Origin of the sequence: Caballeronia sp. LjRoot29 (assembly GCF_964252755.1) — a bacterium.
Taxonomy (GTDB): domain Bacteria; phylum Pseudomonadota; class Gammaproteobacteria; order Burkholderiales; family Burkholderiaceae; genus Caballeronia.
Genome location: NZ_CAXUPU020000020.1, coordinates 1 through 15,697 on the forward strand (window position 1 = coordinate 1; position 15,697 = coordinate 15,697).

Sequence of the window (15,697 nt, forward strand, 5' to 3'; positions counted from 1 at the left end):
AGAAGTCAGCCAGAACAGCCCACAAAAAATGGTTTCGAGCGACAAATTCCACTCCTTTAGGAGTAACAGCTTTAACTCTCGTCTACGGCAGCCGACGCGTTTAGTGTTCGGCATGTCTGAGTTCTCAACGCGTACGTTGGAAAGGAAACCGTCCGCTATTTCGGACTCGGGCGAACCAACGGAGAGGCGCTTTCGCCGGCCAGAAATTGACGCAGTTGTTTTTCAGCTTCCACCACCCGGTGCATCGGCGCCTCACTCAATTGCTGGTCGTGAAGCGCGAGCACGCGTTCGATGACGGGCGCGTCCTGCTCGCTAACTGTCCACTTGGCACTTTTTGCAGCAATTGCTAGTGCATTTTCGAACGCCGCTTCTGCGTGTTCATAGCACTCAAACGGCACCTCACCGAACCCCATGCGTTGAAGGTAGTAGGCCATATAGACCGAACGGACCAACTCGTTGATTTGATGCCGATTCGCACGCTCACCGCGACAAGCAGCTAGCGCAAGATGATGAGCGAGCGACAACTCCCGTGCTGATTGTGCCGACATCGGCAAGAGCGCGGACTTGCTCAGTGGCTTACGAATAACACTCGGGCGGATGGATTTACGTTTTGTTCCGGCCATATGTGGATTGACAAGGTTTGGGAGAGATGCGGCAGCTTCAACCGACATGCAAATCATGGAATTTCGTCGAATTGCAAAACAGCGATTGGAGCTGCGTGACTGCGGAAGCGATTGACTAAACTTCCTACCGTCGTGGTCATGAGTGTCGGACACTGGTCGCCGACATGCAGGCGCGGCTGGTCGTGAGCGGGCCAATATATTCCGGCCTGTTGTTCGTTATGATCACTCGTACATTAGCTCAGGGACAGCGTCACGGTGCTGGCGTCGGCCAGTCAAAACCATCTCGGAGAGCCTTCGCACGACTGCCATTTGGTCGCGCCCCGATGCCAAGATAACGGCCGCAGCGGCATACTGGCGTATCGTGTTTGCCTCCATGGAGGCTTGCAGCAGATAGAATAATCAAGAGTCGCATGTACCGATACACATCGCTTTAACACCTGTCGAACTGATCACGCAGGACAGCACGCGCTAGCCTCTTACACGTCTTAAGGCTGATAACCGTTGGCAAACAAGAATTTTAATGAACGTGAGGCGGAGGCGCTCAAAAGGATGGCGGAAGCTGCACGTGAGGTGCAGGCGGCCTCTGCTGCCATAGAAGCGCATTTCGCTAAACCGGGTGAACGACAAGCCTCTGCGCTTGAGCTTGCCCGGTTGACCGCCGCTGTTCAGGAGCTTGAAGATGCGCGGAGAACTTTAGCGGTTGTCATCGACGCGGCAAACGCGGCGCGACGTTAAAGCGAAGCTCAGCATTGTCGAGCAATACGACCGTCGGGATCGCGATCTTTAGCCGGAGAGCGAGGCGAAGGTCGGTTTGTAACGCAGGTAACGTTCCCGTCAGCTAACAGCCCAGCGCGACTAAAGCATGCGGCGTTGACCTTGCTTCACCTCTGCGATGGCCTCTCTCAAAGCTTCGATACCCGCTTCCGTAAATGCGGTTACCGTGTTCGATTCCTCGCCATCTGTACCGAGGTTATCAACGATCTGTAGACACCCGTCTTCTGGTTCCAGATTCATGAGCGCGATTTCCTCCAACCAGGCCTCCGGTTCGCCCAGCATCACGGCAACGCACGCAATCGTATAGACATATGCTGGAGCAGCCACTACGTTTTCCTCCTAAGCCGGGTGGCTCTAGGTTGCTAGGCGCTGCCGACGTCCGAGAAGTTTGCCAAGTCAGTCGACAGCGGATTAAAACGATTTGGAAGCTCGCTGTCTTGGTTCGCACCGCTTGGCGATCCGTTGCCAACCGTTATGAGCGCGAGCGGCGTCAAAAAGGACATCGAGGTATTCGTCATGGTTCACTCGATCGTCGCTCGGCAACCCCCTATCGGCATGCTGCAAAATCAACGCCTTTCGATCGCCACGACAATGGGCGGCCGAACTGATCCGGCTCCATGCCTCGCAGGCGTATGCAAACGTCTCCCGCATATGATAGTCAATGTCGAGGATGTACTCGGTGCGAGTGCTTGCGGCCAGCCCACAAGCCACGCGTCTGGAGTTGTGAAAGACGTGCGCAGCCTCGTGGACGACGAAATCGGCAAATGGGTCGGTCTCGTCAAAGTAATCCATCGACACGTAGCACCTCGTTTCTTGGCTCAAGCCGACTATATTGCAGGGCTGTCCAGATAGCGTCGGGGCCTTAACACTCTCCAAAAATATGTTGGCCACATCCCAAGCTGTAGAAAGCCACCGTTCAGCCATTAAGATTTTTTCCAGGTTAGCTCGGGTGACAAATACAACGTTATCTGAAAGCAGGCGAATGACGGTCGCGCGTTCACTCGGGTCGAAGAGACCATCCACCATAGGTTTGAGTTTTTCACTGTTCCATACGTAGAGGTCAACTGGGAGACACGAGACAGACTCGAAGCCTCTCGAGCGCCGCATCGTCTCTGCTACAAGGGCGCTTCGAAGGCGCTGGGACGCACGTGTCGCTATATCAGACAGATTAGAACCCGGCCATCCCACGAAAAAACTGTCGTATTCGCCTGTCTGCAAATATCTTGCAACCTCGCTGTCTGTCCACTGAGGCGTGCCCATCTTCTCTAGCTCTGCGGTCTTCGCTTCCAACATACCGTTTTGCCTCCCTAAATCGAGCATGCAATGTGTGAGGCCGTGCTTCGAAGCCGACCGCGTTGGCGAAAGCATACCCTCCGGATTGATTCTCCGAAAACGCGGATCATCTGGCCGACGCGTGCCAACGCCTGAGACCGTAGGTGAACTTTAGATATGGCACGATTCCGAGAAGAGGCGAGAGCTGACCACAGCTGAGTGATTTACCTAACCAGAGTCGACGTATGTTCCGACATAACGTCCCTAATCGATGCTTTGGATAGGACCTTACCCATGATGAACGAGCCTTTGCGAACTTGCGAGAACAATGCGTCAATCCCGGGTCACTCAAAAAGGGATGCGCCCAGCGCCGCAAGATTTCGCCACTTCACCGCGCTGATGCGCGTCGTCCCGTCCCCGTGCACGGATCTAATCATGACCCGATTGCCCCTGGCACCACCCAATACCTCAGCCACACGGTCGTCATAACGAACCAGCGTACCTCGAGCGGGCTGGCGTTTCAAATAATAGGTGCGTGGTCGCATGAGCCTCGTGCTGTGATCCCGTTTGGAACGGTATGATTTTGCATCGGAGGGACATTCGTCAAGCATCATTTTCGGAGCAGGGGCATGCGCAGGTTTTACGTACAACGGTCAGCCATTCACGGGCGCGGGGTATTCGCCTCGGCGGTCGTGGCGCGGGGCGACTATTTGCTCGAATACAAGGGTGAGGTACTGTCTGAACGCGAAGCAAATCGACGGTTTGCCAGATCAGAAGCGGAGGCAGGGCACACTTTCTTTTTCGGGATCGGCGATGGCCGCGTGATCGATGGAGCGGTTGCCGGCAACTCCGCGCGCTGGATTAATCACAGCTGCGCACCGAACTGCGAGGCCGAGCAGGACAATGATCGCGTCTATATCCGTGCGATCAAAAAGATCAAAGTCGGCGACGAAATTTTCATCGATTATCGTCTGGATGCTGGAAGCCGACCCAGCAAAGCGATGAAAGCGACCTACGCATGCCGGTGCGGTGCGAAGAAGTGCCGTTCCACAATGCTGTATGTAAAGTAACCGGAGTTCGATGCAAGGGTTCAGGTTCACGCATTGGCTCCAGCCGTTTCCTGGATTGTTTTGAAACCGCTTGCGCAAGCTGGTGTAGAGAATATTGGTGTCTTACGTCAGGGTTCCTGCACGCGATGGCGGCTCGTCCGGAAAAGCTTTGCAGCCTGTCGTGAGCACCGCTATCGGTTTAGACCCGTTTCACCGCCAGCAGTCGACCTTCTCATTTTGCATCAGCTGCTCATTTGCCTCTCACGGATTAGACACGAACGTTGCCACGTTCGTTGAGAATTCGTCGTCTCACGGATCAATTGCGGATTCTTGCTTGTGCTGACTGCAGCGCACATCAATATTCGAGTCTCCTTGGTCGAACGGTATCTGTCGCGCAAAAAGGGGGCATGACAGCTCATTGCGCTATCGCCCGCGCTCCCCATCAGCTTCGAATGATCTTGGGTTACTAAAGACTAAAGTTTCCTCAGTCTTGGCCGATGTAAAGGGAGCGCGGGCGTTGGTATAACAAGGCCGCCGAGGCAGGGGTAGTAGATTGAAGACCAACAAAAAATAAGAGAGAGCGGTATGACCGACAAAGCCCCGGACGCGCTTCCTACGGATCGCGATCTGTTCATGGAAGCGCGTGCTTTCGCCCTATCTATCGTGGCGATACGACGCGCGAGGGGTAAGGCGAACCCAGCCGATTTCGTTGTTGGCACACTGGAATGGAAGGCGGTCGTCGAAGACTTTGCGGCCGACATACTTCGTTTGCCGACAGACACCTATAGACAGTTTGCACGCTATCGCGGATTAGACCTCAAGGATGAATTGTAGTCGCGCGCCCCACCGTGCGGATCAGGTGCAAAGGTCGTCGACCGATATGTAAATTGAGCTCGCTGCAGGTCGGCTACAAGAACACGGCGAACCTGACGCAACAGGCGGCGGTGGAGTCTTCATTGTTGTCGACGCAACTCGGCGATCTGAACACGGTAACCGCGACACAAACCGGTTCGCATGAAGACATCGTGCTGGCTCAGCTTGGCGTGGGCAACAGCGCGACGGTTTCGCAAAGCGGCTCGGGCAACCTGGGCGCGATCACGCAAGCCGGACTGGCTAACACCGGCACGATCGCGCAAGCGGGCGGCGGCAACACGGCGATCCTGACGCAGACCGGTACGATGAACACGGCCTCGATCATGCAACACTAAGCACAGCAATTGGTGGTTTTTTGCGGGCGGCACGCGGTCCTTTTTGTGTATCGCTTGCCGCGCTTCTTTTATCGTCAACGACACGCTCTACCGACTAGAAAAAACGGTCGCACACTGAATGCGAGCAGATCAGTCGAACTGAGATGTCTTCCTAAGGCAACGCGATTTGAAGCCTGGATGTAAGCAAACAAACAGATGCTGTGGGCTGATATGCCTAGCTGAAAGACTTCCTGACGCGGCTCCCACGCAGCCCGCCAGTCGGCTCGACGAGCTGGTGCCGCACCTCTGGCAGCCTAGCTTCGACAGTAGGCTGACATCGGCTCCCGAACCCCTGAGGTTGCCGAGCGCTTACGGACATTTTCACCTTTTTTGAATTTGGAGCGATTTGTATTGGGGGGTGCCGGTGAGAGCGTCGACGAGCGCGAGATTGATCTGCGTCGCCCGCATAATCACGGAGATCCGCCGAAGCCATTTGATCCAGCGCAGAAACCTTGCGAAGGTATTGTTGGAGCCATCCAACGAATGAAATAGGTAGCAGCAGCGTCTTCTGCATAAACTTAAAAAGTCGTCTAAGATCGCACTCAAACGAAAACTGAGAGCGACAAAATGTCGACAAAAAACAATGAGCTCCTAATCGAGCCAGAGACATGGATCAAGCTTTCGCCTGCTTCAAGGCTATTACTTGCTGTCGAATTGGTCCGATCTTTTGTAATTAGCAACCATCCCAAAGATCAGCAAGATCTCGTCGAGCTGCTCCCACAGCAGCGTTACATCACCTATTTTCATCCGCCAATCCAATGAGGCGGAGATATCTTTCGGGCCAAGCCAAGACCATTTGCTATGTGGCCGGGATATGGCTCTGTGTCTCGGTTGGCATCTGTGGCGTTTTCGCGAATTCCGAGATAAATCGAATCAAAGAGGAGTTCTCCCTGCAGAGCGAGGCGACTTACGAGATCGTCAGGCAGCGGCTTGATGAAAACGATGCCGTGCTCGCGGGTATCGATTCACTTCTGCAAACCTTTCCTGAGGCCGACCCGAAGGGATTGCGAGAGTATTCGCACGAAATGCTTGTCCGATATCCGCATATATATATGGTTGAGCTGCAGCCTCGCGTTGAAGCTGCTCAGCTTGACCGTTTCGAAAGCTGGGCTAAAGCCACCATCGACCCTCATTTTGTTGTGAAAGACTTCGGATACGGTGGTCAGCGGGCATGGCACGCCGCCAGGGGAAGGGCGGTCTATTATCCAATCACGTTTATGGAGCCATCCGCTGAAGCGGCGCATCCGGTGCTCGGGCTTGATGTTTATGCCGACAACAAATTCAAATCGGCGATTGATCAAACAATCGCTTCCGGGCGACCTTCAGTATCTGCGCCATTTGATCTGTTTGAAGGCGGCCGTGCTTACCTGATCTTTAAGGCAATTTACGCTCGGGCAATCGAGCCACCGTCAGACCTCGCTAGCGCCGGGCGCGGAAAAACGCCAGGCGTGACGGATGTCGCGACTCGCGTCGTATCTTTACTGATCTACGCTGGGAAATTTCTTGGCCCCGGAGAGCTCTCGCCTCCGACAGCGTCATTGCGGATCTATCTGCAAGGTTATCAACGTGATGACCCGCTTGGATTAGTTCAAAAGACATCGGCGCGTCCTAAATCCAAGTGGGAGAGAGCGGTCTTTCCGGAACTAATTTTCAGCCGAACATTATCCAATGCATCCCAGCCATTCGTGTTTGAGACCCGACGACAGCTTGGAATAGACGTTTTGCGCCCTTTGCCAACGGGCCTTACGCTCGTCGGCACTCTATTAATTCTTTTGCTGGCATCCACTGCTTACGGCGACAAGATCGCCGCGCGTGCGGCAGTGCGCGATGCAAGGCGGCGGCTTTTTGGCGAGAAAGAGCAAGCGCTTGTGACCTTACAGGCAATTGCGGATGCGGTGATCACGCTAGATAGTAAAGGGCGCGTTCAGTTCATCAATCCCGTCGGCGAGAGGATGTTTGGCATTGAGCATTACCAGGCTTTTGGCAAATTTGTCGAGGAGATCGTTGACATCGAATTCGATCTTGCGCATGCGGCGTCGCAGAGTCCATTTGAAAGAGCATTAGCCACGCGAGCGATGGTCACACTTTCAGATAATAGCTTTGTGTTGCGCCGAGATGGGCAAAAAATATTGATCGAAGGGACCATCTCTCCAGTGTTCGACCAGGAGGGCGCGCTGACAGGCGTCGTCGGTGCCATGCGTGACATGGGACCGGTTCGCAAGAAGGCAATCGAAGCGTTGCGGGCAAGCGAGCAGCGCCTACAGGAGCGACAGGACGAACTGACGCATGTGGCACGCTTTCATTCGATGGGGGAGATGGCCTCCGGCATTGCACATGAACTCAATCAACCGCTTTCTGCCATCTTGAGTTACAACCAGGCATGTGTCCGGTTGCTGCAAGAGGAGCAACTCGACCTTCCGGCGATCGCTGACGCCATGCGGGCAACCACTGAACAAGCTAAACGCGCGGGCGACATCATCGGGCGATTGCGCGCGTTTATCGCAAAGCGTCCCGCGAATATCGTTTCACTCGATTTGCGTCAGTCCGTTGCTAACGCGCTCGAGCTGAGCGAGCCATGGCTGGGGCAAAGTCAAGCCGATGTCGTCATAGATTCCACGTCAGATGAATTGATCGTTCGCGCTGATGCTGTTCAGATTGAGCAAATCGTCCTAAACCTGATTCGCAATGCAGTCGAGGCGACGGAACACTTGCCAGTCAGCCAACGAAAGATCTTACTGCGCCTGCGCGCCGTCGACGGCTCGGGGGTGCTTAGCGTGTGCGACACCGGGCCAGGCATTTCGCCGCAAGCCCGTCTTAAATTATTTCTTCCGTTTCATACAACCAAAGAATCCGGTATGGGGCTCGGCCTGTCTATTTGCCAATCCATCGCGGAGAGTTACGGCGGGAAGATCATCGAGTTGTCAGGCGATTCGCCGGGCGCTGAATTTAGACTGATGCTTCCTTTGCAAGAGGAGAGCGGGACCGCATATGCCAACTAACCCATCTTCAACGGCCGCGCGAGGGGAGCCAACCGTCTATCTCGTCGATGACGACGCCGCGGTCCGTGACGCTTTGTGTCTGCTTATTCGTTCGGTGAAACTGAATGTCGTTGCATACGGAGATCCTGCCGAGTTCCTGCGAGAGTTCACTGGAGACGAAGTTGGCTGCCTCGTGATCGACATCAGAATGCCGGTCCTTAATGGCTTCGCGGTACAGGAACGGTTGCAGTCCGCTAAGAGTGCCCTGCCAATCATTTTCATCACAGGTCACGGCGATCTCGCCCAGTGTCGGCGGGCATTTCAGCACGGTGCAGTCGATTTTCTGACAAAGCCAGTCGATGAGCATGCCCTCCTGGAAAGCCTTCAAAAAGCGATTCGGTTGAATGACGAATGGCGTCTCACGCGTAGCCGCGGACATTCGGCGCGTATCGCGATCGCCAAACTTTCTTCGCGAGAGCGGGCCGTGTTTGATCTGCTATGCGAGGGAATGGCAAATAAGGTGATAGCAGAAAAACTGAAGCTTTCGCTGCGTACCGTCGAGGCCTATCGCGCTGCTGTTCTCGAAAAGACGGATACATCGTCGATTGCCGATCTCGCAAGACTGCAGTTATTTGCGGCTGAGAGTGGGTCACTACCGTAGAACCCGCAATAAGAAGTGTATTTTCCCGGATAGCAAGTTGTAACGAAACAACCTACTATTGTTACAACTAGTTTCAAATATGGCTCGAGCCAGGTCGCTGGTTGAAGAATTCCTTCAAGCGACACGACGGAGCTCTGCTGGCACTACTGTTTGTCTGCGCCAGCTAAAAGAAGTAAAACGTGAGAGAGACGTCGTCAGCGACGTTATAAAAAAAGATCGGGGGTAGTGTGTCATTGTTCAAAAAAGCCTATGCGCATGGTTGGGTACCAGCCACCTGTCAAAACGATCGCGAAGTTCGAGCACACACGTCTCGAGCCGATGCGACCGAACCCCCGCAATTAGCAACTTAGGTCCGTCGAAACATCGCGAATTCAAGCAGCTTTGTGCCTAGCGTCGTCTCGGTGGGGACCTGGCTGCTAGCCCTAATCTCACGCCTGAGCGCCTGAGCGCAATACAGCGCATTGAAATAAGCGGCTGTCAATCAGCATAGGACGGGCGATTGGAGCACTTCGTCTTCAATAAATCAGCGATTGAAGTGAACGAAGGATAACGAAATATTTATCCTAAAGATTTCGACACCTGTGTCGACAACCTGATCACGGTCGATGCACGCAGCCAAAGCAATCAGCAGCCCGTCCGAAGAACTCTCGGTCTCGTCTGTAAAAGACAGAGATCAATAAAATTTGTACTACTATTTTATGAAAATCATGAAACTAAGCGCCAATGTTGGTCAGTACCTGTCGATTATCGCCGCGACATCACTGTTACAGCTCAGTTCGAACGTGCAAGCTCAGGAATCCGCCAATGCCGAACTGGATTCATGCGTACGAAACGAGCAGATCGTTACGACCGCGAAGGGCGCGGGCGCTGGCGCCATTGCCGGCTTGAGCGCGATGTTTGTCGCACATAAAAGCAACGATGCGGTCAAAGGCGCGCTGATCGGGGCGGCGGTCGGTGGTGTAGCGGGCTTCGCTACCGCTTATTACACGGCAGTCGACACCTGCTACAAGAAAAATCCCGCGTGGAAGCCAGAGTCAAAATTGGAGCGCACCCAGTCCTACTCTGACCTTAAAAAGAAGATCAAATATAAGCCGAGCCAGGGCATCGTTGCTCGCGCCGAATCAGTCGATGTTGCCGCGCCCGTAAAAGCCGATTCGCAAGCCGAGATGAATAGCACGTTCTACGTGATGACTCCGGACGGGGCCGAAACCAACGTCACGGTCGAGCGCAAGCTCTTCGTTGTGACTGGGGACAAAGAGGAACAGGTGATTTTCCCAGGCGATGCCACGCAAGCATACACAGTCGCCGGCGGCGAGCAGCGTGACACTGTTCGTGTCCCGATAGCGAAAGACACGAAGGCAGGAACGGTGTATCGGGTGGAATTCGATGTTGCTGCGGCTGGCCTGCCACCGTCGACGTCTTCAAAAACGTTCACTGTTTCAGAGTAATCGCTTATGCATCTGCACTGCGGAAGACACACAAATCCGCAGTGCTTTCTTTGCGTGATAACAGCTTTCTACAATCAACACAACGCTATATGGAACCCATGATGACGCGCATCGCGCGAGGCATGTTCCTGCTCGCCTGCGTGGTGCTGAGCGGATGCGCGGCCAGTAATTTGCCGGGTTTTCAGAACGCCTACTATTCGTACAACGTACCTGAATCGCTGGTCAACCAGATCAAAGCTAAGTTTCAAGGGCATGGGCTGAATCGGGCAAGCGTGACTCGCGATAACGTTGGCCGTATTGAGCTCACAGGCACCTACAAAAACGAAGACGACGTCGACAAAGCATTCAGCATTGTTCAGTCCATCGTTGGTTTGAAGTCGACCTCGCCGTTTTATCCGCAAGACGTCCAGCAAAAGCGCTGGGAGCTAGCTGCTGCGAAGGCACTGGATTCAGACAACAAGCGACGCAAGGAAGCAGCGTCGGCACCTAAAAAGATTGCTTTAGTGATTGGTATCAACCATTTCATGGACTCGGAGCGATTGCACGACATTCAGGGCGCAGATGACGCTGCAGTCGTACAACGCTATTTGCAGGCAGCTGGATTTTCCGTAACCGCGATACTTGGGGATCAGGCGACCAAACGCAATGTTGAGCAAGCGCTTCATCAACTTGACGACTCGATCGGGCCCAACGATAACGTCTTTATCTATATATCGAGTCATGGTAACGCGCCGGTTCCTTCTCCCACGGGAGCTGATCAGCGCAAGATGTCCATTATGGTATTCGACTCCGGAGAACCCGGTGTCAAACATGTTGATCAGGTGGATTACAAGATACGGCTGCAAGAGACGAGCGTATCGGACACGCTTGTCCAGGCAATTGCGAAGAAGCCGAGCCGCATTACCCGCATGCTGATTGATACGTGCTACAGCGGCGATATGCTTGACGACGTCTCGGCAGAAAGCCACGCGTATATCTTGAAGACCAACAACGGCCGTGCAGAGCACGCGGGCATCTCGCTCGCGTCCTGGACCGGTCCGGCTTACACGACCAAAGGCATTCGTTTCGCGGATGACTCCGGCGAGAGTACATCTCAAGCAAATAAGCCAACAGCCAAGACCGTAATTGATCGCAGTCGCAGCGGCTACACGATCATCACCGCGACCAGCGAGAACGAAGAGTCTCTGGGTCCTGACGCCAAAGTCGGCACGTTCACAAGTCCGATTCCGCCTTACAAGCCTCTCAGGGGATCGTTCTTTACGCAGTCCCTTTTTGATTATCTCGGCAAATACAACGGGAATCTCGATGCCTCGTTCCGTGACGCGCAAAGCTTTACGTCAACGAAGGTCATCGAAGTCACGAACGGACAGAGCCATCAGGTGCCGCGCCAGTACTCGACTATCCCGGCTCAACAAAATCAGTTGCTTCAATAAATTTGCTGAATGCGCGCTCCGGTGGGCGCAGCGGTAGAACTCTTAGGGGAAGGGTATGAAAAACGTGTTGACTGCGTGGTCATTAGCACTTATCGCGGCATCGGCGATGGCGCAAGAAGGCTACAGCGCAAAGTCCTTGTTCTTTGACGAAAGCGATTCGGTCGTTACGGTCGCAACAGGTCAGAAAACCGGGGCAGATGCAAACATCAGTGTCGCGGGAGCACCGGCAGTTGGGGCATCAGGCGCAAACGACACTCCAAAAGCTGTGCTTGAGACCTCACAGCAAGATCAACATCTTGTGAGAGTAGCGCACAAAAAGTCCAAGCAATCAGGGCCGCTCGGTGCGAGTTACTTCATCCGTTTAAAAAGCGCTGACGGGTCAACCCGGGATGTCCTCGCCTCACGAACCTTCAAGAGCGGCGAGCGCTTCCAACTAGGTGTCAAGGTGAGCCGGCCCGCATACGTGTACGTCCTCAATCAGGCACCGGATGGCACGGTCTCGCAGATCTATCCGCAGCCCTCGCAAGACAATTTGGTCAATGCAATGGGCGTCGTATTTCTGCCGGGTAAGGGGTCGTTCGTTTTTGACAACAAGCCGGGTGTTGAGCAGTTGCTCGTCTTCTTGTCGCCAGAACCTGCGAAAGGTGACATGACCCAACAGATTCGTACGATCCAACCCGATCTCATTTCGGATCCGCGCGTGGCACTCCATACAGCGCAAGCTTCATCTTGCGCAGCGGCGCAGACCGCCGCGACTCCGGCGGATATCACGGCACCGGGACCGTCTGCGCCATCGATCGCTCAAGTGTCTGCCGCGTCCGGAGTCGCGCTGGCGTCGACCAACGACCTGCAAATCGCAAGCAATGAAACAGGCTACGCTGCCAAGGGCATTGCGTTTGCGCCAGATGACGGATGTGGCGCGGCGACGGAAAAGGTCTCCGCAACCGGGTATGCCGCAAAGGGCATTGTGTTTAGCGATGACGACTCACCGGCCGCGGGCGGCCAAGTCGCATCGTATGTCGTGAAACGGACCACCCAAACAGCGGCCGACCTGTACCTGAAGATCAACTTGGTTCACGAATAAGACGAATCACTGGTACGCCCAGGTAGCTGGGTCGGAATCCGCATTTGATATCTATTGACGATCATTTCGAAACAACGAGACGCCTATCATGGAACAAAACCATCTGATCATCGGCCTTGGTGGCTCAGGCGGAAAAATTGTCCGCCACATTCGCAAAACCATTGAGCGCAACAAGGATTCGCAGGGGACCAGCTCGACCGAGGCGCGGTTTGAATTTTTGTACGTGGACACGTCTACCGACGAGATCGACAAGAAAGAAGAATGGAAAGTTCTCGGCAAGGACATCGACCTTGCCCGTAGCCAATATCTCATTAACACCGCGAGCAGCGTTCGCCCTGTGCTTGATGATCCAGATTCTTTTCCGGGCCTGAAGGGCTGGATCGAACCGCGCAATATCTTTGACTTTGTTAAACCTGGCATCGCTGGCGCCGCGCAACGCAGAAAGCTTGGCAGGTTGGTGTTCGCGCAGAACGCGTCACGCTTTGTGAAGGCAATTGAAGACCGGATGCGTGTGTTGCAGGAAGGACCTGGCCGCACTGGTGCAGTTATCCACGTCGTCTGTGGATTGGCAGGCGGAACAGGCAGCGGATCGGTTGTCGATGCGGTTGCGCAGATTCGTCACAAATATCCCGATCACGATCAATATCGGATCTTGATATATGCCTTGTTGCCGGAAAAAGACTCACGACGCGTCAAGGATGTGGCCGGTTTCTCTAACTACTATGCAAACGGTTATGCGGCACTTGCCGAGTTGAATGCTATCGCGGTGGGGAAATACCATCCTACCAACTTGCTCGATGGCACACGGCTTGATCACGACGTCTACTTCAACGGCTGCTATCTCGTGAACAACGTGAACGAGCACAACATCCAGTTCGAGGTTGAATCGGAGGTGCCCCGTATCGTTGCCGAGTTCATCTTCCAGAAGACGCTCAACAAGGAGTGGGAAGGACTGGGGCGTGCGGAAAAGGGCGAGAACGACATCAAGAATTTTGAAAGTGAAGACGACATTGGCAAGGCGCGCGCCAAGCTCTTTCTTTCGTTTGGTATCAAGCGAATTGTCGTTCCGGAGCAGGAAATCAAGGAGTTCCTTGCGTACGGTTTCGCTGAGCAGGCAACACGGCAGTTGATGTTCAACAACTTCCGTCAGGGCGAGGGATATGCAGACGAGGCAGTGGAAAAAGACTGGGGCTCAGAAGCACGCAAACCCGAAACTGTTCAGTCCTTGCTGCTGAGCGACGCGCACCTGATGCTTGAATCAGGAATCCTCGAAGACGACGCAAAAAATGCCATGTGGAAGCCTGTGCGCGACTACTGGAAACAGATCGTTAATCGCCTCGCTCCAGAAATCAAAGCAGATCCAGGTATCGAGCAAACGACGTGGGTGCACGTCCTGAACTCCCGCCTGAGCAAGGTGTTCGACGATACCTACCGGACGATGGGCGGTGTTCGGAAGTTCTACGAGGTGAAGGGCAATGCGCGCCTTGAGATGGCACGTCACATCGGCCGCCAGATCGAAAAGGAGCTTTTCAGTCGGTGGAAGGTCGGAACGGCATCGTTGATTCAGTTGCGGCAGTTCACTGACGCGATGGTCGATTCACTCGATGAACGCCTCGGAATTTTTACCGATGAGATCGCAAAGGCGTCGACTGTATTGCAAGCTGTGCAACAACGCATGGCCGAACTCAATGGGCAGTTCAATAAAGTCGGCTTCCTGGGCAAGCATCTAACGGACAGGCGCAGCGCGCTTTTTTCTGATCTTGCCATGCAGCATCAGGATTACTACGTCCTCAGCACACAGCTCGAGGGCAAAAAGTTTGCCGTCAGTTTGATTCCGTTTATCAAGGACGAGCTCGTAACGCTGCGTGGTGTCATCGACGAAATGCACCAAAATCTGGCCGCGGCGACAGAGCGAGTCAACCAAGAGCAGGCAGCGCGCCTTGGAACCACTGACGCTGCATACCAAAAGCGCATCTTCGATCGCAATGCAATTGCGAACGTCATGAAGGCGGTCATCGTCGACGAGCCGAGCCAGGCTGCGCGAACACAGAAGGTGCGTCAATCGATCATTGATCTTGCGGGGACGGACGTTGACTCGTTCGAAAAACTGGTTCATAGCGTGTCGCTTGGCGCGATTATCTCGACGCTCTCGCAGGCATCGGCATCGATCGTAGAGATGGCGCATGCGGAGATTTCGAAGACCTTGCCTCCGGTATTGCACGTGAATATCGTTGAGCGGCTGCAGAAGAAATATGACGCTAATCCGAACGGTCTCAAGGCGTTTGTCTCAGATCTCTACGATGAATCGGGAACGATGCTTCAATTCAATAAGACTGAGGTCGATCGGTCAGTTGCGAACAATGCGGGTGGCTCACGCGGTACGAACCACACGATCGGCGTCTTTCTGCCTGAATGCGAGAACCAAAAGGATTTTCACGCGGCGTTGACTACGATGTTCGAAGAGCAGAAGGATCCCGCGTCCGACACAGCGGTCGCTTCGGGAAAGCTGCCTAACGAGATCGTAATCATGAAGATCGCATCGCTAATGCCGGCGCGCTTTGTGGAATCGTTGAGCGTGTTGAAGAAGCATTACGACGGGTTGCTAAACGACTTCAACGAATCGCATTTGCTGCACAGTGAGGGCGACGGAAAGAAGTTGCCGCCGCTCTATGCTCGCTCGGCAGCAGACATTAGTGCGCGGGCCAAGCGTAAGCCATTTCTGCTTGTTGCCCGGTTGCTCGGCATGATCAAGGAGCGCCAAAACAAAACAACCGGCCTTACGGAATGGGTATTCATCTACGAATCCGATGGGCTGCCCGCAGCAAAAATCCTGAAGGGTGCGCGATGGAGTGATGTCATCGATGGCGGGTATCCGATTGAGCTGCAGTCGCTGATCGAGCGCGAAGTCGGAAAGCGTATCGATAGCGACTTCAAGCATATAGAGAAGAAAGACGGCCTCTTGAAGGACTTTCAGGCAATCGCTCGTGAGCGCTTTCAGGCTGCGGGCGAGGACGATCAAGATCCAGAGTTTTTGGCTTTGAGCGCAATGCGAAAACCGATTCGAGAGATTATCGGCCTGCCCGCGACCAGCGAATAACCGAAACCGGTATAGAAGGGAAAGGTAAAGA

At 54.2% G+C, this 15,697-nt stretch carries 13 protein-coding genes; 10 read left to right on the forward strand and 3 right to left on the reverse strand.

Features of this window, described 5'->3' with window-relative positions; all coding sequences use genetic code 11:
• Nucleotides 1-155: 155 nt before the first annotated feature.
• The gene (locus ACSQ83_RS20975; protein ID WP_436229457.1) at nt 156-671 is read right to left on the reverse strand and encodes a hypothetical protein; all 516 of its coding nucleotides are present in this window, start codon (nt 669-671) and stop codon (nt 156-158) included.
• Nucleotides 672-1,124: 453 nt separating this feature from the next.
• On the opposite strand from ACSQ83_RS20975, the gene ACSQ83_RS20980 reads away from it, so the two are divergent.
• Nucleotides 1,125-1,358 (forward strand): hypothetical protein, encoded by a 234-nt coding sequence (locus tag ACSQ83_RS20980; protein ID WP_436229458.1) that lies wholly within the window; start codon nt 1,125-1,127, stop codon nt 1,356-1,358.
• 120 nt (nt 1,359-1,478) lie between these two features.
• On the opposite strand, the gene ACSQ83_RS20985 is transcribed toward ACSQ83_RS20980, so the two are convergent.
• Together ACSQ83_RS20985 and ACSQ83_RS20990 are read right to left on the reverse strand one after the other, a co-directional pair.
• Nucleotides 1,479-1,724 (reverse strand): hypothetical protein, encoded by a 246-nt coding sequence (locus ACSQ83_RS20985; protein WP_436229459.1) that lies wholly within the window; start codon nt 1,722-1,724, stop codon nt 1,479-1,481.
• Nucleotides 1,725-1,808: 84 nt separating this feature from the next.
• Nucleotides 1,809-2,690, reverse strand: coding sequence for a hypothetical protein (locus ACSQ83_RS20990; RefSeq protein ID WP_436229460.1), 882 nt, complete (start codon nt 2,688-2,690; stop codon nt 1,809-1,811).
• A 608-nt stretch (nt 2,691-3,298) separates the two neighbouring features.
• Between ACSQ83_RS20990 and ACSQ83_RS20995 the strand changes: the two genes are divergently transcribed.
• The 9 genes from ACSQ83_RS20995 to ACSQ83_RS21035 all read left to right on the forward strand — a co-directional run bounded on the left by ACSQ83_RS20995 (nt 3,299) and on the right by ACSQ83_RS21035 (nt 15,666).
• Complete coding sequence (locus tag ACSQ83_RS20995) at nt 3,299-3,739, forward strand: SET domain-containing protein (protein ID WP_436229461.1); 441 nt, start codon at nt 3,299-3,301, stop codon at nt 3,737-3,739.
• Between the two features lie 564 nt (nt 3,740-4,303).
• Complete coding sequence (locus tag ACSQ83_RS21000) at nt 4,304-4,552, forward strand: hypothetical protein (protein WP_436229462.1); 249 nt, start codon at nt 4,304-4,306, stop codon at nt 4,550-4,552.
• Nucleotides 4,553-4,605: 53 nt separating this feature from the next.
• On the forward strand, nt 4,606-4,926 hold the full coding sequence (locus ACSQ83_RS21005) for a hypothetical protein (protein WP_436229463.1): 321 nt from the start codon (nt 4,606-4,608) through the stop codon (nt 4,924-4,926).
• Between the two features lie 797 nt (nt 4,927-5,723).
• Nucleotides 5,724-7,964, forward strand: coding sequence for a CHASE domain-containing protein (locus ACSQ83_RS21010; RefSeq protein ID WP_436229464.1), 2,241 nt, complete (start codon nt 5,724-5,726; stop codon nt 7,962-7,964).
• Nucleotides 7,954-8,604, forward strand: coding sequence for a response regulator transcription factor (locus ACSQ83_RS21015; protein ID WP_436229465.1), 651 nt, complete (start codon nt 7,954-7,956; stop codon nt 8,602-8,604). Before ACSQ83_RS21010 ends, ACSQ83_RS21015 begins: the two co-directional genes overlap by 11 nt.
• 698 nt (nt 8,605-9,302) lie before the next feature.
• Nucleotides 9,303-10,052, forward strand: a complete 750-nt coding sequence (locus tag ACSQ83_RS21020; RefSeq protein WP_436229466.1) for a hypothetical protein — start codon at nt 9,303-9,305, stop codon at nt 10,050-10,052.
• A 98-nt stretch (nt 10,053-10,150) separates the two neighbouring features.
• The gene (locus ACSQ83_RS21025) at nt 10,151-11,485 is read left to right on the forward strand and encodes a caspase family protein (protein ID WP_436229467.1); all 1,335 of its coding nucleotides are present in this window, start codon (nt 10,151-10,153) and stop codon (nt 11,483-11,485) included.
• Between the two features lie 106 nt (nt 11,486-11,591).
• Nucleotides 11,592-12,569 (forward strand): DUF4384 domain-containing protein, encoded by a 978-nt coding sequence (locus ACSQ83_RS21030; protein ID WP_436229559.1) that lies wholly within the window; start codon nt 11,592-11,594, stop codon nt 12,567-12,569.
• Nucleotides 12,570-12,657: 88 nt separating this feature from the next.
• Nucleotides 12,658-15,666 (forward strand): tubulin-like doman-containing protein, encoded by a 3,009-nt coding sequence (locus ACSQ83_RS21035; protein WP_436229468.1) that lies wholly within the window; start codon nt 12,658-12,660, stop codon nt 15,664-15,666.
• Nucleotides 15,667-15,697 lie beyond the last annotated feature (31 nt).

Coding starts and splice junctions, on each gene's coding strand:
- ACSQ83_RS21020 (WP_436229466.1), top strand. CDS start 9,303: ATGAAAATCATGAAACTAAGCGCCAATGTTGGTCAGTACCTGTCGATT.
- ACSQ83_RS21025 (WP_436229467.1), top strand. CDS start 10,151: ATGATGACGCGCATCGCGCGAGGCATGTTCCTGCTCGCCTGCGTGGTG.
- ACSQ83_RS21000 (WP_436229462.1), top strand. CDS start 4,304: ATGACCGACAAAGCCCCGGACGCGCTTCCTACGGATCGCGATCTGTTC.
- ACSQ83_RS20995 (WP_436229461.1), top strand. CDS start 3,299: ATGCGCAGGTTTTACGTACAACGGTCAGCCATTCACGGGCGCGGGGTA.
- ACSQ83_RS20975 (WP_436229457.1), bottom strand. CDS start 671: ATGTCGGTTGAAGCTGCCGCATCTCTCCCAAACCTTGTCAATCCACAT.
- ACSQ83_RS20990 (WP_436229460.1), bottom strand. CDS start 2,690: ATGTTGGAAGCGAAGACCGCAGAGCTAGAGAAGATGGGCACGCCTCAG.
- ACSQ83_RS21035 (WP_436229468.1), top strand. CDS start 12,658: ATGGAACAAAACCATCTGATCATCGGCCTTGGTGGCTCAGGCGGAAAA.
- ACSQ83_RS21030 (WP_436229559.1), top strand. CDS start 11,592: ATGGCGCAAGAAGGCTACAGCGCAAAGTCCTTGTTCTTTGACGAAAGC.
- ACSQ83_RS21010 (WP_436229464.1), top strand. CDS start 5,724: ATGAGGCGGAGATATCTTTCGGGCCAAGCCAAGACCATTTGCTATGTG.
- ACSQ83_RS21015 (WP_436229465.1), top strand. CDS start 7,954: ATGCCAACTAACCCATCTTCAACGGCCGCGCGAGGGGAGCCAACCGTC.